A 21689-nucleotide genomic window follows, 5' to 3' on the forward strand; every position below is an offset into this window, starting at 1 on the left:
CGGTAACGGGGGGTCGGGATTCCGTTCCGGTTCGGCGCCCGGGCGTCCCATGGACTAGCGGCCCCGCGCGAAGGACCGCAGCCGGCCCGTCGACCCGTTGAAGAGATCCTGGTCACCCGGCAGCCGGCCCCTCGTGCCGCGCTGCCAGAAGGTCCAGTAGCGCCATCCGCCCGGCAGCGCTCCCGGGCCCGAGCTGCCGTGGCGGGCGATCCACAGGGCGTGGCTCCGGGCGAACGCGCGGCTGTCGCCGGTGCAGTCGCGCCACCAGTGGGCGGTGGTGTAGATCACCGGGCGGCGGCCGGTCCGCCGGCGGACCTCGTCGCTGAAGGAACGGATCCAGCGCACCATCCGCGACCGGCCCAGCCCGTAGCACGGGTGCTTCCGCTTGTACGGGTTGTATTCGATGTCGAGCGCGGGCGGCAGGGTCCGGCCGTCGGCCCGCCAGCCGCCGCCGTGCCGCACGAAATAGGCGGCCTGCCGGGCGCCCGAGGACCGGTCCGGAAGCGCGAAGTGGTACGCGCCCCGGATCAGTCCCGCCTTGCGCGCGCCGGTGTACTGCCCGCTGAAATAGGGGTTGCGGTAGGTGGTGGACTCGGTCGCCTTGACGTAGGTGAACCGGGCGCCCCCGGCGCGGGCGGCGGACCAGTCGACGGCACCCTGGTGCGAGGACACGTCGTGCCCCCGGGGCCGACGCGCCGTGTGTGCCGTGTGTGCCGTATGCGCCGTATGCGCCGTATGCGCCGCGTGCGCCGCGTGCGCCGGCGGTCCGGCCGACGCGGGCTCGGCGCCCGCGAGGGCGAGCGCCGCGGTGGCCGCCGCGACGGCGCCCGCGCGACGGCGGGTGGGTGTGCGGTCGCGGGTCATGGGGTCCCCCTGGCGTGGCGGTGGTACGGCGTCCGGCGGGCGGGAAAGGCCATTGAATGCCCGGATGTCGACAAATCGGTTGTCCGTGCGGTGTTTCACGGCGATGTCCGCCCGTTCGGGGGCATGAAATCCCATCGGAAGACCGCGGCCCGCTCCCCTGCCGCCCGGCCGGCTGGCAGGATCGCCGCATGGCTGAGCCGCGACGGAACACGGAAGACGAAGAAGCGCGCGCCTGGGAGGAACTGGTCGCGACGGCCCGCCGGTCGGTCGCCGACGGCCTCGTGGTCGGCACCTCGGGGAACGTCTCGGCGCGCGTCGGGGACGTTGTCCTCGTCACGCCCTCGGGCGTGCCCTACGACCGGCTGACCCCCGGCGACCTCACCGGCGTCGGTCTCGACGGGCGCCAGGTGCGGGGCACCCTGGTGCCGACCAGCGAACTGCCCATGCACCTGGCGGTCTACCGCACCACCGGCGCCCGCGCCGTCGTCCACACCCACGCCGTGCACGCCACCGCCGTCTCCGCCCTCGTGCCCGAGCTGCCGCTGGTCCACTACATGGCCGCCGCCCTCGGCGGACCCGTCCGGGTCGCCCCCTACGCCACCTACGGCACCGACGAACTGGCCGAGAACATGCTGCGCGCCCTCGCCGGCCGCTCCGGCTGCCTCCTGCAGAACCACGGCACGGTCACCTACGGCGACACCCTCGACCAGGCCTACGACCGCACCGCCCAACTGGAGTGGATGTGCCGCCTGTGGCTGGTGGCGTCCTCGGTGCCCGCACTGACGCCTTCCGTGCTGACGGAGGCACAACTCGCCCAGGCGGGGGAACGCTTGAGGGGGTACGGCCAACGGAGGTGACCCCTTGCTGCCCAGCCCCCTGCCCCGGCCCCTGCTCGCGTCGCTCGCCCCACCGCGCCGCGGCGCCGCCCCGGCCCGCCCCGCGCGCCCGGTGGTGCCACCCCGGCCCGCCCAGCGCCGGACGTCACCCCGCCCGCCCCTTCCGCTGGCCGCCCGCCCCGGTCCCGCCGACACTGGACCCGTGCGCACCGTCAAAGCGACCGCCACCGCCCTCGGCGCCGTCCTGGCCGCCGGCGCGGCGTCCGTGGCCGCCGGCCGGCTCGCCAGCGACGCGGCGCTGAAGGCGCCCGCGGGCCGTCCGCTGCCCACCGAACCCCGGCTCACCGTGCACGGCACGGCCGCGGGCCACATCACGCTCACCCGTGACCTGGCCACGCTGCGCCCCGGGGTCTACGGCCTCGCCGGTGACGGCTCCCACGCGGTCGTCGGCCCCGTCGCGAAATCGGCCGAGCACACCGCCGACACCGTCGTACGCCGCCTGGAGCGCGTCACGCACGGCACCTTCGCGGCCGGTGACGCCGTGTGGCTCACCCCGAACGTGTACGTCGGCAATCCGGGAGACGCCCTCGGCCTCGAGTGCGCCGACGTCGACGTGCCCGGCGAACTCGGCGCCCTGCCCGCCTGGTTCGTGCCCGCCCACCGGGACACCTGGGTGATCGCCGTGCACGGCCTGGGGGCCACCCGCGAACAGGCCATGAACGTCATGCCGTTCCTGCACGACCGCCGCCTGCCGGTACTGGCCCTCGCCTACCGCGGCGACCCCGGTGCCCCGCGCTCCCCGGACGGCCTGCACCACCTCGGCGAGACCGAGTGGCGCGACGTGGACGCCGCGATCCGCCACGCCGTCCGCCACGGCGCCCGCCGGGTCGTCCTCCTGGGCTGGTCCACCGGCGCCACCATGGCCCTGCACGCGGCCCGGCACTCCCCGCTGCGCCACCACATCGCCGGGCTGGTGCTCGACTCGCCGGTGCTCAGCTGGGAGGCCACCCTGCGCGCCCTCGCCCGGGCCCGGCACACCCCCCCACCGCTGCTCCCGCTCGCCGTCCGGGCCGCCCAGGGCCGGGCCGGCCTGCACGCCGACCGGGCCGCAGCGACCGGGGACCCCGGCCTGCCGGCCGTGCCGATGCTGGTCGTCCACGGCCCGGACGACCGGGTGGCCCCCTGGGAGCACTCCCGCCGCTTCGCCGCCCGCTTCGCCGGCCACGTGGTCCTGCACACGGTGCGCGGCGCCCCGCACGCGGCGATGTGGAACGCGGACCCCGAACAGTACGAGGAGCGCCTTCGCCGGTTCCTGACGCCGCTGATGTGAGGTCCCGGCGGGGTGGTGCGAGGCTCCCGGCGGGGTCGCGGTCAAGGCTCGTCCCAGCCGTCCCGCAGGCTCCGCCGAGGCGGTCCGAGCGGACCCCGAGCGATCCGGAGGCCCTGATTCCGGTCATTCCGTTCCGGGCCGTACCACTGGCCTGATCACGTCCGTCGGCCCGGCGCCGCCGCCGGCCCCTCGGCCACCCCCGCCGCCCCCCGTGACATTCCGTTTGGGTTTTCGGACCGTCAACCGGAAGACTGCACCCGTGACGTCCCGTATCCCGCGCGACTCCAGGCTTCGACTCGTCCGACCGCGACCCCTGGCCGCCGCCCCCAGAGCTGTGAACCAGCGGCGCACGCGCCGCCCCGCACCCCGGCCGCCGGAGGGCACCCCCGCCCCCGCCGAACTGGCCAGAATGGCCCGCGCCGGTCTGGCCGGTGCCGTCCGCGTCGCCCGCTGGGCCGACGCCGTCCTCGGCCCCGGCCGCACCGGGGCCACCGCCGACGGCAAGGCCACGCTCTCCGACGAGACCGCCGCGCGTGCCGCCGCCGACCTCGGCCTGACCACCGCCCAGGTGTGCGCCGACTGGGACACCGCCCGCCTCGCCGGACTGGTCGAGGTGCACGGGGACAGCGCGCGGCCCGGCTGGCGGCTGCGCGCCTGGGACCGCGACGACAGTGCCGTGCTGCGCGGCTGGGTCGCCCTCTTCGACGCCTGGTCGCTCGCCTGCCCGGAGCCCGGGGGCGAGGAGCCGGCCGCCGTCGCCGAGGTCGTCTCGGCCATGCCCCAGGTGCTCTCCTTCCTCCAGCTGTCCGCCGGTCCCGTACCGGTGGAGCAGTTGCTCGACCTGCTCCAGCAGCGGGTCACCGAACTGCGCACCGAGCGCTGCGAGGTCTCCTACGAGCCCGGTTCCGGCGGGCCCGCCGAGGCCTCCCGCCCGGCGCGGACCGCCCCCGCCGCGGACACCCCGCTCGAACCCCTGCTCGACTGGGCGCTCAAGGCCCTCGCCGGCGTCGGCGCCCTGACCTACGGCGACGGCCAGGCCACCCTCACCCCGCTGGGCAGCTGGGCGGTCTGGGTCAAGCTGGAGCAGATCTGCGTGGCCGCGCAGAGCCCGGCCGGCAACATCGAGCAGTCCGCCGAGGACATGCTCCGCGGCTGCGCCCAGCTCCGCCCCAACGCGGCCCGCGCCGAATACCGCGCCTGGCTCGCCGCCCGCCCCGTCGGCAGTGCCGTCGGCCGGCTCATCGACGCCGCCCGCGGCGAGGACGCCCTGCTGCGCGGCCTCGCCTTCGAGGCGCTGCGCGTCGTCGGCGCCCCCGCCGAGCCCGACGTGCGCGCCGTCGTCGACGAACCCGCGCTGCGGCCGTACGCCCTGCTGTGGCTCGCCGAGCACGACGGCGTCGACCCGGAGGACGCCCACGAGGTCCTCACCCGCGAGGAGGCCACCTGGCTGTGGGTCGACACCGCGGCCGCCGTCGCCGACCACGGCGAGGCACCGATGCTGGTGCGGCACCTGGAGGCCGCCGTGCAGCCCACCGTCCCCGCCCTGCTCGACGAGGTCCGCGCCGTCGGCCACCCGCGCACCGTGCAGGTCCTGGTCGCGCTCGCCGCGGCCCACCCCGACCCGGCCCTCGCCAAGGCCGTGCGGCGGGCCGCCTTCCAGGTGCACACCGGGGGCTAGCGGGGGCCGGCCCCCGGGGCGGGGGCGCACGCCCCGGGCCCCGGACGCCGTCCCCGGTGCCTCCCCGGCCGGGTGGTCCCGCGGGCCGTGGCCCCGGTCCGCCGGGGGCGCCGGTGCCCGCGCGTCCCCACGCCCTGCTCCACGGCCCGCCGGCGGTGGGCGCCGGCGTCGTCCACCACGACACGCGCCCCCGCGGCCCCCGCCCCTCCTTCGCCGTGCCGAGGAGGCCGCCGCGGCCCCGGCGCCCGCTCCCGCCGCGCCACTGCCCCGCACCGGCCCGGGTGCGTGCCCCGCACCGGCCCGGTGCGCGTCACCGTGCCGTCCGCCGCCCCGCACCGCGGCCGCCCGGCGGCCGCCCCGGAGCCGCGGAGGCAGCACAACCCCTTGCACGGCCCCGTTAGACTTGGCCCATGGCCATTCTCCTCGCGCATTAGACGGCGGGAACGTCCGCAGCCGCCCACCCGCCAATCCCTGTACGCCCAGGAGTCTGTCCGTGATCTCCGCCTCCGGTATCGAGCTGCGCGCCGGTGCGCGCGTCCTCCTCGAGAACGCCACCTTCCGCGTCGTCAAGGGCGACCGCATCGGCCTCGTCGGCCGCAACGGCGCCGGCAAGACCACACTCACCAAGTGCCTCGCCGGCGAGGGCATCCCCGCGGCCGGCACCATCGCCCGCTCCGGCGAGGTCGGTTACCTCCCGCAGGACCCCCGCACCGGCGACCTCGACATCCTCGCCCGCGACCGCATCCTCTCCGCCCGCGGCCTCGACGTCCTGATCCGCAAGATGCGCGAGAACGAGCAGCGCATCGCCAACGGCCAGGGCGCCACCCGCGAGAAGGCCCTCCGGCAGTACGAGCGCCAGGAGACGGAGTTCCTCACCAAGGGCGGGTACGCCGCCGAGGCCGAGGCCGCCACCATCGCCGCCGCGCTCAACCTGCCCGACCGCGTGCTCGGCCAGCCCCTGCACACGCTCTCCGGCGGTCAGCGCCGCCGGATCGAGCTGGCCCGCATCCTCTTCTCCGACGCCGACACCCTGCTGCTGGACGAGCCGACCAACCACCTCGACGCCGACTCGATCGTCTGGCTGCGGGACTACCTGAAGACCTACCGCGGCGGCTTCATCGTGATCTCCCACGACGTCGACCTGGTCGAGACGGTCGTCAACAAGGTCTTCTACCTGGACGCCAACCGGTCGACGATCGACGTCTACAACATGGGCTGGAAGCTCTACCAGCAGCAGCGCGAGGCCGACGAGAAGCGCCGCAGGCGCGAGCGCGCCAACGCGGAGAAGAAGGCCGCCGCGCTGAACGCGCAGGCCGACAAGATGCGCGCCAAGGCCACCAAGACCGTCGCCGCGCAGAACATGGCCCGCCGCGCCGAGAAGCTGCTCTCCGGCCTGGAGGACGTCCGCCAGTCCGACAAGGTCGCCAAGCTCCGCTTCCCGGAGCCCGCGCCCTGCGGCAAGACCCCGCTGATGGCCGAGGGGCTGTCGAAGTCGTACGGCTCGCTGGAGATCTTCACCGACGTCGACCTGGCCATCGACAAGGGTTCCCGGGTCGTCATCCTCGGCCTCAACGGCGCCGGCAAGACCACCCTGCTGCGCCTCCTCGCCGGTGTCGAGCAGCCGGATACCGGCGCGGTCGTCCCCGGCCACGGCCTCAAGCTCGGCTACTACGCCCAGGAGCACGAGACCCTGGACGCCGACCGCACGGTCCTGGAGAACATGCGCTCGGCCGCCCCGGACATGGACCTCGTGGAGGTCCGCAAGGTGCTGGGCTCCTTCCTGTTCTCCGGCGACGACGTCGACAAGCCGGCCGGGGTCCTCTCCGGCGGTGAGAAGACCCGTCTCGCCCTGGCCACCCTGGTCGTCTCCTCGGCGAACGTGCTGCTGCTGGACGAGCCGACCAACAACCTCGACCCGGCCAGCCGCGAGGAGATCCTCGGCGCCCTGCGCACCTACCAGGGCGCGGTCGTCCTCGTCACCCACGACGAGGGCGCCGTCGAGGCGCTCCAGCCGGAACGGATCATCCTCCTGCCGGACGGCGTGGAGGACCTGTGGAGCTCCGGCTACGCGGATCTCGTCGCCCTGGCGTGATCGAACGCCTGCTCCCCGGGTATGGATCATTCGGCCGACCGGTGATCCCTCATCTGTGTGAGATCTCCTCGTACCGAGGTGTGTCCTACACGGATTTCACGGCCGATCCCCCCATCGCGCGGGGATCGGCCGTTTCGCGTCCCTGACCTGCCACTTCGTGAATCCGACGGGCTGGTCCGACCCGTGCCCGGCGACGGAATTCACGATTCCGCATGTGGGGACGCGCTCCTGTCGTCACAACCTCGTCCCACGGACCTTGCCGAATGGGTGGCCATCCCGCCCCGGAGGGGTGATCATGAGAAGACCAGAGCGCACTTCCCATGAGGAGGCACGGGTGGCCGAGACTCTGAAGAAGGGCAGCCGGGTGACCGGCGCCGCGCGCGACAAGCTCGCGGCAGACCTGAAGAAGAAGTACGACTCCGGTGCGAGCATCCGGGCGCTGGCCGAGGAGACCGGCCGCTCGTATGGCTTCGTGCACCGGATGCTCAGCGAGTCGGGCGTCACGCTGCGTGGGCGTGGCGGAGCGACCCGGGGCAAGAAGGCCGCATCGTCCTGACTCCGGGCGGCCCATCGGCTCCGATGGTGGCCACCCGGTCGGTTCACTGACCGACCGGGTGGTTACTGTGCAGTCACTTGGCATGCCGTACGGCAATGCGAGACGACCGCACCCATCGGAGGCGCCCCATGGCTTCGCCCGACCAGGACCTCGCTCCTGCACTCGACAAGGACGGCGTACGGCTCACCGTCGACGACGCGCTCGCCACGGTGACGCTGACCAACCCGGCCAAGCGCAACGCGCAGAGCCCCGCCCTGTGGCGGGCGCTGGCCGAAGCGGGCCGGCTGCTGCCGGGCTCCGTCCGCGTCGTCGTGCTGCGCGGCGAGGGCAAGTCCTTCTCCGCCGGACTGGACCGCCAGATGTTCACTCCGGAGGGGATCCCGGGCGAGCCAACCTTCATCGAGCTCGCGCGCCGCGACGACGCCGGGCTCGATGCGGCCATCACCGCGTACCAGGAGGCGTTCACCTGGTGGCGACGGAACGACATCGTGTCCGTCGCCGCCGTACAAGGACATGCCGTGGGCGCCGGGTTCCAGCTCGCGCTCGCCTGCGACCTGCGGGTCGTCGCCGACGACGTGCAGTTCGCCATGCGCGAGACCAGCCTGGGCCTCGTCCCGGACCTGACCGGCACGCACCCGCTGGTCGGGCTGGTCGGCTACGCCCGCGCGCTGGAGATCTGCGCGACCGGGCGCTTCGTCCAGGCCGAGGAGGCGGTCGTGTCCGGGCTGGCCAACCTCGCGGTGCCGGCCGGCGAACTCGACGGCGCGGTCGCGGACCTGGCCGCGGCGCTGCTGGCCGCCCCGCGCGACGCCGTGGTGGAGACCAAGGCGCTGCTGCGCGGTGCCGCCGACCGCACCTACGACGAGCAGCGCGCGGCCGAACGGGCCGCCCAGGCGCGGCGGCTGCGGGACCTGGCCGGCGTCGGCGAGTGAGCCGCCCGCGCCCCCGCACGGCCCCGGACCCCGCCCCGGCTCAGTCCACCCCGGTGACCAGAACCGACACCGTCGGGTGATCCTCCAGCGCGTCCCGTACGGCCGCGCGGACCCGCCGGGCCACGTCCACCGCCCGCTGGTCCGCGCCCGTCGCCAGCTCCACCCGCACGTGCCGGTGCGGCAGTGCCGCGGCCTGCGCGTGCTCCTCGACGTGCACCGCCCGGCCCAGACCGCCCAGTGACCCCGTCAGACGGGTGACTCCGGGCACCGCGAGCGCGGCGGCGGCCACCCGGGACGCGACCGGATCAGCCGTCGCGCGGGCGGTCGGCGCCCGCGGCGCCGGTTCCTCCGGGGCCGGCCGGTCCGCCGCCAGCAGGTCCGTCACCCGCAGGTCCACCTCCGTGACCGTGAGGCCCAGGCGCAGCGCCGCGGCCGTCGCCAGGCTCTCGCGCAGCCGGGCCGCCGTCACCGGCAGCGGCTCGACGGCCCCGGCCGCGAAGTCCGCCGTCACCCGCAGCGCGCCCGGCGGCAGGCCGCTCGGCGGCGGCGGCACCACCGGCTCCCCGACCTTCTGCGGATCGGCGAGCGCGATCCGCAGCGCCCCCAGCCGCGCTCCCGGCACTTCGCGCGCCGCCGCGCGCCTGAGCACGGCCCCGGCCGCGGCCTCCGTGATCCACGCGCCGTCGCCGGCACCGCCGAGCGGCAGCAGCCTGCCCAGCCCCAGCTGCCGCCGCACTTCCCCGGTCCATCCGTCTGCCGCCGTCATCCCTCCAGCCTGCCGCATCCCCGGCGCGCGGTCGCGCAGCCGTGCGCGCGGCGGCCGCGGGAGGGGACCGAAGGGACGTACGGCGGCGACCGGGCCGGCCACGGGGCCGGCCGCCGAGGGAGGTGCGGGGAGCGGGCCGGGGGCTTCAGAAACCGTGCCGCATGCCCCCGTCCACCGGCACCATGACGCCCGTCAGGTAGGACGCGGCGGGGGACAGCAGGAACGCGGCGACCCGGCCGAACTCCTCCGGCCGGCCGTACCGGCGCAGCGGGATCCGGGACTCGTTGGCCGTGCGCGTGGCCACCGGGTCCGCGGACAGCGCGTCCAGCTCCCGCACGCGGTCGGTGTCGATCCGGGCCGGCAGCAGCCCCACCACACGGATCCCGCGCGGTCCCAGTTCGTCGGCGATCGACTTGGCGAACCCCGCGAGCCCCGGCCGCAGCCCGTTGGACACGGTCAGCCCCGGGATCGGCTCGTGCACCGAACCGGACAGCACGAACCCGACGACCCCGCCCGCCGCCAGCTCGGCCGCCGCGGTGCGGGCGAGCCGCACCGCGCCGAGGAACACCGATTCGAACGCCTCGCGCCACTGCTCGTCCGTGTTGTCCGCGACGAACCCGGGCGGCGGCCCGCCGACGCTGACGAGGATGCCGTGGAAGCCGCCGAAGTGCTCCCGGGCGGCCGCGATCAGCCGCTCGGGGGCTCCGGCGTCGGCGTTGTCGACGGCCACGCCCACCGCGTTCGGGCCCAGTTCGGCGGCGGCCTCGGCGACCCGCTCCCCGGCACGGCCGGTGACGACCACCTTCGCCCCGTCGGCGACCAGTTCCCTCGCGGCGGCGTTGCCCAGCCCGCGCGTGGCACCGGTGACCACGTACACCCGGTCCTTCAGTCCTAGATCCATGGCCCCTATCCTGCCCGGTCGGCCCCTTCGCCGCGGAAGAGGGTGAGGGCGGTGTTCACCAGCGCGATGTGGCTGAACGCCTGTGGGAAGTTGCCCAGCTGGCAGCCGTGCACGGGGTCGTACTCCTCGGCCAGCAGACCCACGTCGTTGACCAGCCCGGCCAGCCGCTCGAACAGTGCGAGGGCCTCGTCCGTGCGGCCCGTCAGGTGCAGGGCGTCGGCCAGCCAGAACGAGCAGGCCAGGAAGGCGCCCTCGCCCTGCGGCAGCCCGTCGACGACCGGCTCCCCGGCCCCCCCGGTGTCGTAGCGGCGCAGGAAGCCGCCGTGACCCAGGGCGGCGCGGACCGCGTCGATCGTGCCGGCCACCCGGGGATCGTCGGGGGGCAGGAACCCCACCCGCGGGATCAGCAGCAGCGCGGCGTCCAGTTCCCGCGAGCCGTAGTACTGCGTGAAGGTGTTGCGCCCGGGGTCGTAGCCCTTCTCGCACACCTCCCGGTGCACCTCGTCGCGCAGCGCCCGCCAGCCCGCCAGGTCGCCCCTCAGCCCCGGGTGCTCCTGGAGGGTGCGCACGGCACGGTCGGCGGCCACCCACACCATCACCTTGGAGTGCACGAAGTGGCGCCGGCCGCCCCGCACCTCCCACAGCCCCTCGTCCGGCTGCCGCCACTGCGACGCCAGGAAACCCATCAGGGACCGCTGCAGGGCCCACATGTGCGGGCGGCCGGACAGGTCGGAGGCGCGGGCCAGCGACAGGGTGTCCATCACCTCGCCGTACACGTCCAGCTGGAGCTGGTTCACGGCGTCGTTGCCGATGCGGACGGGCGCGGAGCCGGCGAAGCCGGACAGCCAGGGCAGTTCGGTCTCCGGCAGCCGGCGCTCGCCCGCCACCCCGTACATGATCTGCAGGTCGGCCGGTTTGCCCGCCACCGCCCGCAGCAGCCAGTCGCGCCAGGCCGCGGCCTCCTCGTGGTAGCCCGCGGACAGCAGGGCGTTGAGGGTCAGGGTGGAGTCGCGCAGCCAGCAGAAGCGGTAGTCCCAGTTGCGCACGCCGCCCGGCATCTCGGGCAGCGAGGTGGTCGGCGCGGCGACGATCCCGCCGGTCGGCCGGTAGGTGAGGGCCTTGAGGGTGATCAGGGACCTGACGACGGCGTCCCGGTACGGGCCGTCGTAGCGGCAGCGGGACGCCCAGCGCCGCCAGTCCGTGACGCTTCCGCTGAGCGCCTCGTACGGGTCGACGAGCGGGGGGCGCGGCTCGTGCGAGGGGTGCCAGGTGAGCACGAACGCGACCCGCTCGCCGCGGGCGACGGTGAACTCCGAGTGGGTGCCGAAGTCCTCGCCCCAGGTGCGCACGGCCGGCTCGCTGCGCAGCCACGCCGCGTCGGGGCCGGCGACGGCCACCCGGTGGCCGTCCAGGCGGCGCACCCACGGCACGATGGAGCCGTGGTCGAACCGCAGGCGCAGCGTGCTGCGGACGGTGACGCGCCCGCTGACGCCCTCCACGATGCGGATGACGTCGGGGGCGCGGTCGCGCTGCGGCATCAGGTCGACGACGCGCACCGCGCCCTCGCCGGTCTCCCACTCGGTGTCCAGGACGAGGGTGTCGGGCCGGTAGGCGCGGCGTGCGCAGGTGTCCGCGCCCTTCGGCGCGATCCTCCAGTAGCCGTTGTCCTCGTCGCCCAGGAGCCGGGCGAAGCAGGCGCCGGAGTCGAAGCGGGGCAGGCACAGCCAGTCGATCGAGCCGTCCCGGCCGACCAGGGCCGCGGTCTGTTGGTCGCCGATGAGGGCGTAGTCCTCGATGCGCGCGTTCACGGGATCCGGTTTCCCGCGGGTCCGGGGGGCCAACCCGGGGTGTCCCGGGGGAGTGGCCCCGCCCACGGTGCGCGCGGCCGTCACACGGCGGCCGGTTCGCCCTCCCGGGGCGACCGTTCGGCCGCCGCCTCCTCCCGGTCCCGGACCTCGCGCCGGACCAGGAACCACCAGCCCACCGGCACCGCCGCGGCGAACAGCCACCACTGGATCATGTAAGCGAAGTTCAGCGGGGCGTCCTCGGTGCCCGGGTCGGAGATCTGCTCCGGCGAGCCGCCCGCCGGCCCGGGCGCCGTCTGCTCGACGTACCCGCCGAGCACCCGCGCGTCCAGCCGCCGTGCCTCTTCCGCGCTGTTGATCAGCATGATCTGCCGGTCCGGCAGGCCCCTGACGTCCTTGATGCCGCTCGCCGCCGTGGTCTCGTCGGCCATCAGCCGCCCGCGGACGGTGACCCGGCCGGCCGGGGGCGCGGGGACCTTCGGGAAGGCGGTCTGCTCGTCGGCCGCGGGGACCCAGCCCCGGTTGACGAGCAGCACCGTGCCGTCGGTGAGGACGAGGGGGGTCAGCACGTGGAAGCCCACCTCGCCGTCGGCGCTGGTCCGGCGCCGGACCACGACCTGGCGGGCGGTGTCGAAGGTGCCGGTCGCGGTGACCGTGCGGTACCTCTCGGTGCGGGTCACGGCGTGGCCGGGGGAGGTGAGCCGCTCCACGGGGACCGGGTCGGCGTGCAGTGCCCGGGCGACCAGGTCGTTGCGGGCGGTGCGCTCGTCGTACCGGTGCTGCTGCCAGAACCCGAGCCGGATCATCGTCGGGACCAGCGCGATCGCGACGAGGGTGAGGACCACCCACTGGCGGGTCAGCAGGAAGCGGTAGCGGTGCACCCCACGACGGTACCCCCGGGCCGCGGGACGCCCGCGCGCGGGTGCCGGGTCACACCCGGTCGACGATGCCCGTCCTCCCCTCCGCGCGGGCGCAGTGGGCGCCGCAGAACCAGTGGCCCTCCACCTCCACGCCCTGGCCGATGATCTGCACCCGGCAGTGCTCGCAGAGGGGGGCCATGCGGTGGATCGCACAGGAGAAGCAGTCGAAGACGTGCACCGCGCCCTGCGCGTGCACCTCGAAGGTCATGCCGTAGTCATTGCCGCAAACTTCGCATCTCGCCATGCGCCACAGGGTGAGCCGTCGGCCGCGCCCGGGCGAGCCGGCGCTGGGCGAGTCGCCGGGAATCACCCGTCCGCGCGGCCGTTCGCCCGGCCGCGGTCGCGCGGTCGTCCGCCGGCGTCCGCCCGGCCGCGCTCACCCGTCGGCGGGCTCCACGTCCCGGAGGAGCTGGCCGAAGGCCGCCTCGTCGACGACCGGTGTGCCGAACTGCCGGGCCTTGGCCGCCTTGGAGGTGCCCGAGTCGGGGTCATTGGTGACCAGCAGGCTGGTCAGCCGGGACAGGCTCGTCGCCACGTGCAGCCCGGCCTCGGTGGCCCGGTCCTCCAGCAGTTCGCGGTCGGTGGAGGTGTCCCCGGAGAAAGCCACCCGCATGCCCTGTTTGAGGCGCTTGCCCTCCTCGTACCGGCCCGGGTTGGGGTGGGGGCAGGCGGGCCGCTTCCGGGACGGACGCCAGCCGCCTCCCCGGTGGCCGCCGTGCCCCCCGCCCGCCTGCAGGCCGACCCGGGGCGTGTCCGACCACTCCGTCAGCGGCCGGCACTCCAGCAGCGGCAGCCGTAGGCCGCCCGCCGCCGCGGCCCGCAGACTGGGCCGGAACGCCTCGGCGAGCACCCGCGCGTCGTCCAGGGCGTGGTGCGCCCGCTGCTGCACGACCCCGAAGTGCGCCGCCAGCGACTCCAGCTTGAAGTTGGGCAGCGGCAGGCCCAGCTCCTTCGACAGCGCGATGGTGCACAGCCGCTGGCGCACCGGCGCCTCGCACCGGGCGCGCGCGTACTCCCGCGCGATCATCTGCCAGTCGAAGACCGCGTTGTGCGCGACGAGCACCCGGCCGTCGAGGCGGGCCGCGAACTCCCCGGCGATGTCCGCGAACAGCGGCGCCCCTTCGAGCACCTCGCTGGTCAGTCCGTGTATCCACACGGGCCCCGGATCGCGCTGCGGGTTGACGAGCGTGTACCAGTGGTCCTCGACCTCGCCGCGCGCGTCCAGCCGGTAGACGGCGGCGGAGACGATGCGGTCGTCCCGGGCCAGGCCGGTGGTCTCCACGTCGACGACCGCGTACCCCCGGGGGTACGCGGCCGGCCACGGGGCGGCGGACGACACTGCGGTCGGACGGTCTTCGAGCATGGTTCACGAGGATACGGGCCGCGACTGACAGCGCCGCGCCCCAGGTGTCGCGTCGGGCACCGCGCGCGCCGGGGCGGACACCGGGAACGCGGCGCCGCCGGCCCGGTGTTCCGAAGGGCCCGCGCGCCGGTGCCGCCCCGGCCGGGGCGGCACCGGCGCGCGGGCCGCGTTCACCAGCGCGCGGTGTCCGACCCCCACGGCACCGGAGGCCGCGCCCAGTCGGCGGGGCCGCCGGCGAACGACACCGGCGGCAGGACGTACCGCAGCCGGCCGAGCCGGCTGTCCGTCTCCGCCAGCCGGGCGTCCGGCCCCTCGTCCCCGGCACCCGCGGCCGGCTCCGGCCGGATCTCGTCGGTCAGCCAGTGCGCGGTCCGGGCGAGCGCGACCCGCACGTGGCGGCCGCACCCGTCGTACGACCGCTCGGTCAGCGCCCGCAGCACGGCCGCCGCCAGCAGCAACCCGGAGCCGTGGTCGAGCGCCTGCGCGGGCAGGGCGCCGGGCCGGCCGGCCGTTCCCTCGGTCGCCGCGATGCCGGTCGCGGCCTGCACCAGGCTGTCGAAGCCGCGCCGACCGGCCCACGGCCCGTACGCGCCCCACGCCGACACCTGCGCCACGACCAGGCCTGGGCGCCGCCCGGCCAGCGCCTCGGGGTGGAGCCCGAACCGGTCCAGGGCGCCCGGCCGGTAGCCGGTGACCACGACGTCCGCCGAGGCCAGCAGGTCCTCGAAGACTCCGGGATCGGTGGCGAGGTCGAGGACCGCCGACCGCTTGCCGAAGCCCGTGTCGGCGTGCTGGTCGGCCGGCTCGGGCAGGTGGGGCGGGTCCAGGCGCAGCACGTCCGCGCCCAGTAGGGCCAGGGTGCGGGTGGCGACCGGACCGGCCAGCACCCGGGTCAGGTCCAGGACGCGCAGCCCGGCGGCGGGCAGCAGGGGAGCGGCGGCCGGGTCCAGCGGCGGGAGCACGCGCGCGCGTGCCGTGTGCAGCCGCCCGCGTTCGACCAGCGGCCGGGCGGCCACCTCGGCGGCCTGCGCGTGCCGCGCCCACTCCCGCGGGCGGCGCAGGGCCACGGCGAGACCGCCGGCGCCGTGCACCGTCTCCTCCACGTCCAGCGCGCAGCGCCCGGCGATCCGGGCGGCCACCTCGTCGGCGGAGGCGGTGTCCGGCAGTCCGAGCGCGCCGAGCAGCCGCGCCCGGTGGTGCGGATAGTTGGCGTGGCTGCGCACCCAGCCGTCGGCCGCCCGCCAGAACCGGGACAGCGGCGCGAAGGCGACCGGGGCCCGCCCGTCGATCCGCAGCAGCCGCTCGCTGTGGAAGGCGGCGGCGACGGCGCCGTCGTCGACCCGGACCCCGGGCACCGCGGCGAGCCCGGCCCGCCGCGCCCCCAGCTCGGCGGCGGCGAGCGCGCACGCGCCGGTGCAGGCACGCGCCAGCTCCCGTACGGGCAGGCGCGCCGTGAGCGCGCCCTCCCGCACCACGGTGGTGACCCGTTCGAGGGCGGCGGGGGGCCCGCCGACGGCGGACCAGGCCAACTTGATGGCAGTCATGAATGCACTATGCACGATTGACTGAATCAATATGAATCCGTGCCCCGTCCGCCCCGTCCGCCCCGGTCGGCCCGCCCCCTCGTTCGCCTACTTGGTCACCGCGGCCAGGGCGTCCGCCGTGCCCCGGCCGTAGAAACCGTTGTAGTTCCTCGACCCCTTGCACACCGCGTCGACCTTGCCGTCGCCGTTGATGTCGTACGGGTCCGTGCACGGCGTGGCGTTGGCCTCGGCGTACAGCAGGGCCTTCACCAGGGCGGCGGAGGCGTGCGGATGGGTTGACTTGATCAACGCGGCGACGCCGGCCACGTGCGGGGTCGCCATCGACGTACCGGCCATGTAGCCCCAGGTGCCGCCCGGCAGCGGACCCAGGATGAGACCGCTGGTCGCCGGCGGCTGCGGCGCCTGGTAGGCCGTCGAGTCACCGCCGGGCGCGGCGATGTCGATCACACCGAGGCCGTAGTTGGAGAACGACGACTTCAGGCCCTTCGCACCGGTCGCGGCCACGGTCACCACACCCGGCAGCTGCGTCGGTATGTCGAAGCACCGGTGCGGGTCGATCACCCGGTCCGACGGAGTGCCGTCGTTGGGGGAGACCGGGTCGGTGATCGAGTCGGACGCGAGGTCGTAGTTCTCGTTGCCCGCCGCCGCGACGTTGACCGTGCCCTTGCGCTCCGCGTACCGCGAGGCCCGGGTGATGGCGTCGACGAGCGCCTTCTGGTCCGGGTCGGTGGTGCAGTTGAAGTACCACGGGTCGGTGTAGTAGCTGTTGTTGGTCACGTCGACGTGGTGCTCCGCCGCCCACACGAAACCGCAGACCACGGCCTCCGTGTAGAAGAACCCGTCCGGGTTGGCGACCTTGATGCCCGCCACCTTGACGCCCGGGGCCACGCCCGTGATCCCGACGCCGTTCTTGGCGGCGGCGATCTCGCCCGCCACGTGCGTGCCGTGCGGGCTCTCCGACGCGCTCGGCCGCCAGGCGCCGTCCGTCGTGTCCGCCTTGCCCGACACGCAGTTGGCGGACGCCTCCCGGTCGAAGTTGGGCGCGATGTCCGGATGGGTGTCGTCCACGCCCGTGTCGATGACGGCGACCGTGACGTCCCGGCTGCCCAGGGTCTTCTCGTGCGCCTTGTCCGCCTTGATGGCCGGCAGGTCCCACTGGAGCGGTTCCAGCGGGTCCTGGTCGCCGGCCGCCCGGGCACCGGCCTCGGCCACCTGGTCCGCGCCGAGCGCCTTCGGCGTGCCGACGTCGGTGGTGGACTGGGCGGGCAACGGCGCGTTGCGCGTGGCACCGGCCGAGTCCACACCGCGCACCGCGCGGATCGCCCGGGCGAAGCCGGGGTTCGCCGAGTGGACGACGATCACGCCGATCCGGTCGTAACTCGTCACGACCGTACCGCCGTTGCGGGCGATCGCCCGGCGCACCGACTCGACCGTCCGGTGATCGGCGCGGGTGTTGACCACGTACGAGAGGTTCGGGCCGTCCGCGGCCGGCGCCGCCTCGGCCGCCGGGGTCGCCGCCGAGGCCACCGTCGGCAGGAAACCGAGCGAGGCGGTCAGGGACAGCACGACCGGCACGGCGAGCGCGAGCCGGTGCCGGGAACGCAGATGAGCCATGGGATCTCCACTTCATGCGGATACGGGACGACCCGAGACACGATGATTTTCGGGCAGGTACATGACGTATGGCGCAGAGTGAAGCTATCTCCCCGTGCTGATCTCCGAAAGAGCCGGAGGGGTTTGAACCGCGCCGTGCGCGGTGCCGTGACCGTGGGAGGGGGCGCACCGGACCGCGACCCCCGCCGGAATCACGCCGCCAGGCATGGGGCCGGCAAGCCCACGTCCGTGACGCGAGGAGACATCGTGGCTTCCGAGACACCGCCCCCGGCGACCGCCCGACCGCCCCTGCCCTCCGCCGAGGAGTTCGCCGAGGTGCAGCGGAGCGCGGAATTCGGTGAACTACGCCGTTCCCACCGCTCCTTCGCCTTCCCGCTCACCCTCGCCTTCATCGCCTGGTACCTGCTGTACGTCCTGCTCTCCGGCTACGCGGGCGACCTCATGGGCGCCAAGGTGATCGGCAACCTCAACGTGGCCCTCGTCCTCGGCCTCGCCCAGTTCCTCACCACCTTCCTGATCGCCTGGTGGTACGCGCGGCACGCCGCCACCAGGCTCGACCCCAAGGCCGAGGCCATCAAGTCCCGGATGGAGGACGCGGCATGAGCCCCGCACAGCACACCCTGCTGGCCGCCGGTGAGGCCAGTGAGCACCGCACGCTGATCGTCACCCTGTTCGCGGTGTTCGTCGCCGCGACCCTCGTCATCACCGTCTGGGCCGGCCGGCAGACCAAGGACGCCGCCGACTTCTACGCCGGCGGACGCCAGTTCACCGGCTTCCAGAACGGCCTGGCCGTCTCCGGCGACTACATGTCCGCCGCGTCCTTCCTCGGCATCGCGGGCGCCATCGCCCTCTTCGGCTACGACGGCTTCCTGTACTCCATAGGCTTCCTCGTCGCCTGGCTGGTCGCCCTGCTCCTGGTCGCCGAGCCGCTGCGCAACTCCGGCCGTTACACGATGGGCGACGTGCTGGCGTACCGGATGCGCCAGCGGCCCGTCCGCACGGCCGCCGGCGTCTCCACCATCGTCGTGTCGATCTTCTACCTGCTCGCCCAGATGGCCGGCGCCGGCGTCCTGGTCTCCCTGCTCCTCGGCATCACCAGCGACGGCGGCAAGATCGGCGTCGTCGCCCTGGTCGGTGTCCTGATGATCGTGTACGTCACCATCGGCGGCATGAAGGGCACCACCTGGGTCCAGATGGTCAAGGCCGTCCTGTTGATCATCGGCGCCCTGCTGCTGACCTTCCTGGTCCTGCTGAAGTTCCACTTCAACGTCTCGGAGCTGCTCGGCAGGGCGGCCGACAACAGCGGCAAGGGCTCGGCGTTCCTGGAGCCCGGCCTGAAGTACGGCGCCACCGGCACCACCAAGCTGGACTTCCTCTCCCTCGGCCTCGCCCTGGTCCTCGGCACCGCGGGCCTGCCGCACATCCTGATCCGCTTCTACACCGTCCCCACCGCCAAGGCCGCCCGCAAGTCCGTGATCTGGGCGATCGGCCTGATCGGCGCCTTCTACCTGATGACCCTCGCCCTGGGCTTCGGCGCCGCCGCGCTGATCGGACCGGACGAGATCACTGCCTCCAACAAGGCGGGCAACACGGCCGCGCCCCTGCTCGCCCTCCACCTCGGCGGGGTGGACTCCACCTGGGGCGCCGTCCTGCTCGCGACCATCTCGGCGGTCGCCTTCGCCACGATCCTCGCGGTCGTCGCCGGCCTGACCCTGGCCTCCTCCTCGTCCTTCGCCCACGACATCTACGCGAACGTCATCAAGAAGGGGCGGGCGAGCGAGAAGCAGGAGATCAACGCGGCCCGCTACGCGACCGTCGGCATCGGGGCCGTCTCCATCCTCCTGGGCGCCCTGTCCCGCGACCTGAACGTGGCCGGCCTGGTGGCCCTCGCCTTCGCGGTCGCCGCCTCCGCCAACCTGCCGACCATCCTCTACAGCCTGTTCTGGAAGAGGTTCACCACCGCGGGCGCCCTGTGGTCGATCTACGGCGGCCTGGTCACCGCGGTCGGCCTGGTGCTGTTCTCACCGGTCGTCTCCGGCAAGCCGACCTCGATGTTCCCCGACGCCGACTTCCACTGGTTCCCGCTGGAGAACCCCGGCATCATCTCGATCCCGGTCGGCTTCCTGCTGGGCGCCGTGGGCACCCTGCTGTCGAAGGAGGTCCCCGACCCCGGCAAGTACGCCGAACTGGAGGTGCGGTCCCTGACCGGCACCGGCGCGCACTGAGCCCCTCACGGCACGGCCGCGTCGAGGGGGGACCGCACGGACCCGCGACGCGGCCCTGCCGCACCCCGGGGGACCGGGGCGCCGTGGATGTCAGCGCGGTCGCGTAGGCTCACAAGTGACGGGCGACGCGACGCCGAAGGACAAGGGATCGTCCGGAGAGGGAGGGGCCCCGTGCTCATCGATACCTACGGCCGAGTGGCCACCGACCTGAGGGTCTCGCTGACCGACCGGTGCAACCTGCGCTGCACGTACTGCATGCCCGAGGAGGGCCTGCAGTGGCTGGCCAAGCCCGACCTGCTCACGGACGACGAGATCGTCCGCCTCATCGACATCGCGGTCCGCCTGCTGGGCGTCGAGGAGGTCCGCTTCACCGGCGGCGAGCCCCTGCTGCGCCCCGGCCTGACCGGCATCGTCGAGCGCGTCGCGGCCCTCGCCCCGCGCCCCCGCACCTCCCTCACCACCAACGGCATCGGCCTCGGGCGCACCGCGTCCGCCCTGAAGGCGGCGGGTCTGGACCGGGTCAACGTCTCGCTGGACACCCTCCGCCCGGACGTCTTCAAGACCCTGACCCGCCGCGACCGCCACAAGGACGTCCTCGAAGGCCTCGAAGCCGCCCGCGCGGCGGGCCTCACCCCGGTCAAGGTCAACTCGGTCCTGATGCCGGGCCTGAACGACGACGAGGCCCCGGACCTGCTGGCCTGGGCGCTGGAGCACGAGTACGAGCTGCGCTTCATCGAGCAGATGCCCCTGGACGCCCAGCACGGCTGGAAGCGCGAGGGCATGGTCACCGCCGGGGACATCCTCGCCTCCCTGCGCACCCGCTTCGACCTCACCCCCGAGGGCGCGGACGAGCGCGGCTCGGCACCGGCGGAACGCTGGCTGGTCGACGGCGGCCCGCAGCGGGTCGGCGTGATCGCCTCGGTCACCCGACCGTTCTGCGCGGCCTGCGACCGCACCCGCCTCACCGCCGACGGCCAGGTACGCACCTGTCTGTTCGCCACGGAGGAGACCGACCTCCGCGCGGCCCTGCGCGACGGCGCCCCCGACGAGGAGATCGCCCGCCTCTGGCGTCTGGCGATGTGGGGCAAGAAGGCGGGGGCCGGCCTGGACGACCCGTCGTTCGTCCAGCCGGACCGGCCGATGTCGGCGATCGGCGGCTAGCCTCTTTCGTCCGGCTCTCGCCGCGGACGCGGTGCCTGGCACGCGCATCTGCGGCGCTGACGGACGACCGTCGGCGCCCTGCGGCCTGGTCCAGACGGCAGGCTCTAGGAGACCCCGGGCTCCTGCCAGTCCTCGAACCGCACGACGTCCTTCAGGAACCCCCGCACGCCCAGGAACTGCGAGAGGTGCTCGCGGTGCTCCTCACAGGCGAGCCACGTCTTGCGCCGCTCGGGCGTGTGGATCTTCGGGTTGTTCCACGCCAGCACCCACACGGCACCGGCCCGGCAGCCCTTGGCTGAACAGATGGGCGCGTCACTCACAGGTCCGTCACTGGCTTCCGTCTCGCAGAAGTCCCCGCACACAGGGCGACGCCGGGCAGCCACGGGGGGAGCTGCCCGGCGTCGGTCCGTCGCTCCGACGGGGGATGCGGAGCGCGTACGAAGTATGTCACGGGCAACCCGTGGCCCGGCACTGGAACCGCGTGATTGATCTGAGGTTTTCCTGAGCTTGAAACGGAGCGCGGCCCGCCGTTTCCCCGGCCGCCGGGCTCAGGGCCGCTCGGGTCGCTCCGGCCGCTCCCCCGCACTCCGGCCGCCGGATCCGGCGGCCCGTCCTGGACGCCGTCCCCCGCGTCCTGCGCGCGCGGTTCCGCGATCATCGGCCGCAGGGGCGCGGTGACGAAGGTCGACGGGAGGGAGGGCGGCCGTTCCCGGCCCGCGTTCGCGATCACCACGGCGATGTAGGGGAGGACCGCGCCGAGCACCAGCGCCACGATCGCGACGTACCGCTCGACGTTCCACAGCGAGGCCGCGAGGATCACCGAGACGGTGCGGACCGACATCGAGATCACGTACCGCCGCTGCCGGCCGCGCACGTCCTCGGCGAGCCCGGTACGGGCGCCGGTGATCCGGAACACCTGGGCGCCGCTGCCGCCGTGCTGCTTCCGCATCGCATTCCACCATCCGCCCGCATCGGCCCGTCCCCGGCCCGCACCTTCGTCCGCCCGGCGAGGAACCCGCCCGCAATCCCCTCCACGGTACGCCGCGCCCGCCCCGCGTACGAGACCGGGGCGCCCCCACCCCCGCGCGCCCGCCGGGGCGTC

At 74.5% G+C, this 21689-nt stretch carries 19 protein-coding genes and 1 pseudogene; 9 read left to right on the forward strand and 11 right to left on the reverse strand.

Going from position 1 to position 21689, the window contains the following annotated elements; genetic code table 11:
- Positions 1–54: 54 nt before the first annotated feature.
- Positions 55–864 carry a lysozyme gene (locus QQY24_RS23965; RefSeq protein WP_301974773.1) on the reverse strand — a complete coding sequence of 270 codons (810 nt, stop codon included), beginning with the start codon at positions 862–864 and terminating at the stop codon, positions 55–57.
- A 188-nt stretch (positions 865–1052) separates the two neighbouring features.
- Here QQY24_RS23965 and QQY24_RS23970 point away from each other — a divergent pair, with 188 nt between their 5' ends.
- From QQY24_RS23970 to QQY24_RS23995, 6 genes are all read left to right on the forward strand, one after another.
- Complete coding sequence (locus QQY24_RS23970; RefSeq protein ID WP_301974774.1) at positions 1053–1721, forward strand: class II aldolase/adducin family protein; 669 nt, start codon at positions 1053–1055, stop codon at positions 1719–1721.
- A 181-nt stretch (positions 1722–1902) separates the two neighbouring features.
- Complete coding sequence (locus QQY24_RS23975) at positions 1903–3030, forward strand: alpha/beta hydrolase (protein WP_301974775.1); 1128 nt, start codon at positions 1903–1905, stop codon at positions 3028–3030.
- 259 nt (positions 3031–3289) lie between these two features.
- Complete coding sequence (locus QQY24_RS23980) at positions 3290–4708, forward strand: hypothetical protein (protein WP_301974776.1); 1419 nt, start codon at positions 3290–3292, stop codon at positions 4706–4708.
- A 493-nt stretch (positions 4709–5201) separates the two neighbouring features.
- On the forward strand, positions 5202–6800 hold the full coding sequence (gene abc-f / locus QQY24_RS23985) for a ribosomal protection-like ABC-F family protein (RefSeq protein ID WP_301974777.1): 1599 nt from the start codon (positions 5202–5204) through the stop codon (positions 6798–6800).
- 334 nt (positions 6801–7134) lie between these two features.
- Positions 7135–7356 (forward strand): helix-turn-helix domain-containing protein, encoded by a 222-nt coding sequence (locus tag QQY24_RS23990; RefSeq protein WP_004002281.1) that lies wholly within the window; start codon positions 7135–7137, stop codon positions 7354–7356.
- A gap of 128 nt (positions 7357–7484) precedes the next feature.
- Complete coding sequence (locus QQY24_RS23995) at positions 7485–8288, forward strand: enoyl-CoA hydratase/isomerase family protein (protein WP_301974779.1); 804 nt, start codon at positions 7485–7487, stop codon at positions 8286–8288.
- Positions 8289–8328: 40 nt separating this feature from the next.
- On the opposite strand, the gene QQY24_RS24000 is transcribed toward QQY24_RS23995, so the two are convergent.
- The 8 genes from QQY24_RS24000 to QQY24_RS24035 all read right to left on the reverse strand — a co-directional run bounded on the left by QQY24_RS24000 (position 8329) and on the right by QQY24_RS24035 (position 17201).
- A complete protein-coding gene (locus QQY24_RS24000; protein WP_301974780.1) occupies positions 8329–9054 on the reverse strand; it encodes a nucleopolyhedrovirus P10 family protein in 726 nt (241 codons plus the stop codon).
- 145 nt (positions 9055–9199) lie between these two features.
- Positions 9200–9955: an SDR family oxidoreductase gene (locus tag QQY24_RS24005; RefSeq protein WP_301974781.1), complete on the reverse strand. Its 756-nt coding sequence runs from the start codon at positions 9953–9955 to the stop codon at positions 9200–9202.
- Positions 9956–9960: 5 nt separating this feature from the next.
- Positions 9961–11763 (reverse strand): glycoside hydrolase family 15 protein, encoded by a 1803-nt coding sequence (locus tag QQY24_RS24010; RefSeq protein ID WP_301974782.1) that lies wholly within the window; start codon positions 11761–11763, stop codon positions 9961–9963.
- A gap of 80 nt (positions 11764–11843) precedes the next feature.
- Entirely contained in the window at positions 11844–12641 is a 798-nt protein-coding gene (locus QQY24_RS24015; RefSeq protein WP_301974783.1) for an SURF1 family protein, read from the reverse strand.
- A gap of 49 nt (positions 12642–12690) precedes the next feature.
- The gene (locus QQY24_RS24020; protein WP_301974784.1) at positions 12691–12924 is read right to left on the reverse strand and encodes a hypothetical protein; all 234 of its coding nucleotides are present in this window, start codon (positions 12922–12924) and stop codon (positions 12691–12693) included.
- 132 nt (positions 12925–13056) lie between these two features.
- Entirely contained in the window at positions 13057–14043 is a 987-nt protein-coding gene (locus QQY24_RS24025) for a DEDDh family exonuclease (RefSeq protein WP_301974785.1), read from the reverse strand.
- Between the two features lie 170 nt (positions 14044–14213).
- Positions 14214–15587, reverse strand: coding sequence for a CoA transferase (locus QQY24_RS24030; RefSeq protein WP_301974786.1), 1374 nt, complete (start codon positions 15585–15587; stop codon positions 14214–14216).
- An 87-nt stretch (positions 15588–15674) separates the two neighbouring features.
- Positions 15675–17201: a S8 family serine peptidase gene (locus QQY24_RS24035; protein ID WP_301974787.1), complete on the reverse strand. Its 1527-nt coding sequence runs from the start codon at positions 17199–17201 to the stop codon at positions 15675–15677.
- A gap of 246 nt (positions 17202–17447) precedes the next feature.
- On the opposite strand from QQY24_RS24035, the gene QQY24_RS24040 reads away from it, so the two are divergent.
- From QQY24_RS24040 to moaA, 3 genes are all read left to right on the forward strand, one after another.
- Complete coding sequence (locus QQY24_RS24040; RefSeq protein WP_301974788.1) at positions 17448–17804, forward strand: DUF485 domain-containing protein; 357 nt, start codon at positions 17448–17450, stop codon at positions 17802–17804.
- Positions 17801–19426, forward strand: a complete 1626-nt coding sequence (locus QQY24_RS24045; protein WP_301974789.1) for a cation acetate symporter — start codon at positions 17801–17803, stop codon at positions 19424–19426. Before QQY24_RS24040 ends, QQY24_RS24045 begins: the two co-directional genes overlap by 4 nt.
- Before the next feature lie 171 nt (positions 19427–19597).
- Positions 19598–20587, forward strand: coding sequence for a GTP 3',8-cyclase MoaA (gene moaA / locus QQY24_RS24050; protein ID WP_301974790.1), 990 nt, complete (start codon positions 19598–19600; stop codon positions 20585–20587).
- 104 nt (positions 20588–20691) lie between these two features.
- On the opposite strand, the gene QQY24_RS24055 is transcribed toward moaA, so the two are convergent.
- Complete coding sequence (locus QQY24_RS24055; RefSeq protein ID WP_301974791.1) at positions 20692–20907, reverse strand: hypothetical protein; 216 nt, start codon at positions 20905–20907, stop codon at positions 20692–20694.
- 329 nt (positions 20908–21236) lie between these two features.
- Positions 21237–21536: pseudogene (locus tag QQY24_RS24060) on the reverse strand (DUF3099 domain-containing protein); the annotation flags it as partial.
- Between the last annotated feature and the right edge of the window lie 153 nt (positions 21537–21689).

The organism is Streptomyces sp. TG1A-8 (assembly GCF_030499535.1).
Classification (GTDB): Bacteria; Actinomycetota; Actinomycetes; order Streptomycetales; family Streptomycetaceae; genus Streptomyces.

Bases quoted from the DNA above. Each gene is read 5' to 3' on its own strand.
- QQY24_RS24035 (WP_301974787.1), bottom strand. From the start codon at position 17,201: ATGGCTCATCTGCGTTCCCGGCACCGGCTCGCGCTCGCCGTGCCGGTC.
- QQY24_RS24045 (WP_301974789.1), top strand. From the start codon at position 17,801: ATGAGCCCCGCACAGCACACCCTGCTGGCCGCCGGTGAGGCCAGTGAG.
- QQY24_RS24005 (WP_301974781.1), bottom strand. From the start codon at position 9,955: ATGGATCTAGGACTGAAGGACCGGGTGTACGTGGTCACCGGTGCCACG.
- QQY24_RS24025 (WP_301974785.1), bottom strand. From the start codon at position 14,043: ATGCTCGAAGACCGTCCGACCGCAGTGTCGTCCGCCGCCCCGTGGCCG.
- QQY24_RS23970 (WP_301974774.1), top strand. From the start codon at position 1,053: ATGGCTGAGCCGCGACGGAACACGGAAGACGAAGAAGCGCGCGCCTGG.
- QQY24_RS23995 (WP_301974779.1), top strand. From the start codon at position 7,485: ATGGCTTCGCCCGACCAGGACCTCGCTCCTGCACTCGACAAGGACGGC.
- QQY24_RS23965 (WP_301974773.1), bottom strand. From the start codon at position 864: ATGACCCGCGACCGCACACCCACCCGCCGTCGCGCGGGCGCCGTCGCG.
- QQY24_RS24000 (WP_301974780.1), bottom strand. From the start codon at position 9,054: ATGACGGCGGCAGACGGATGGACCGGGGAAGTGCGGCGGCAGCTGGGG.
- QQY24_RS24020 (WP_301974784.1), bottom strand. From the start codon at position 12,924: ATGGCGAGATGCGAAGTTTGCGGCAATGACTACGGCATGACCTTCGAG.
- QQY24_RS24030 (WP_301974786.1), bottom strand. From the start codon at position 15,587: ATGACTGCCATCAAGTTGGCCTGGTCCGCCGTCGGCGGGCCCCCCGCC.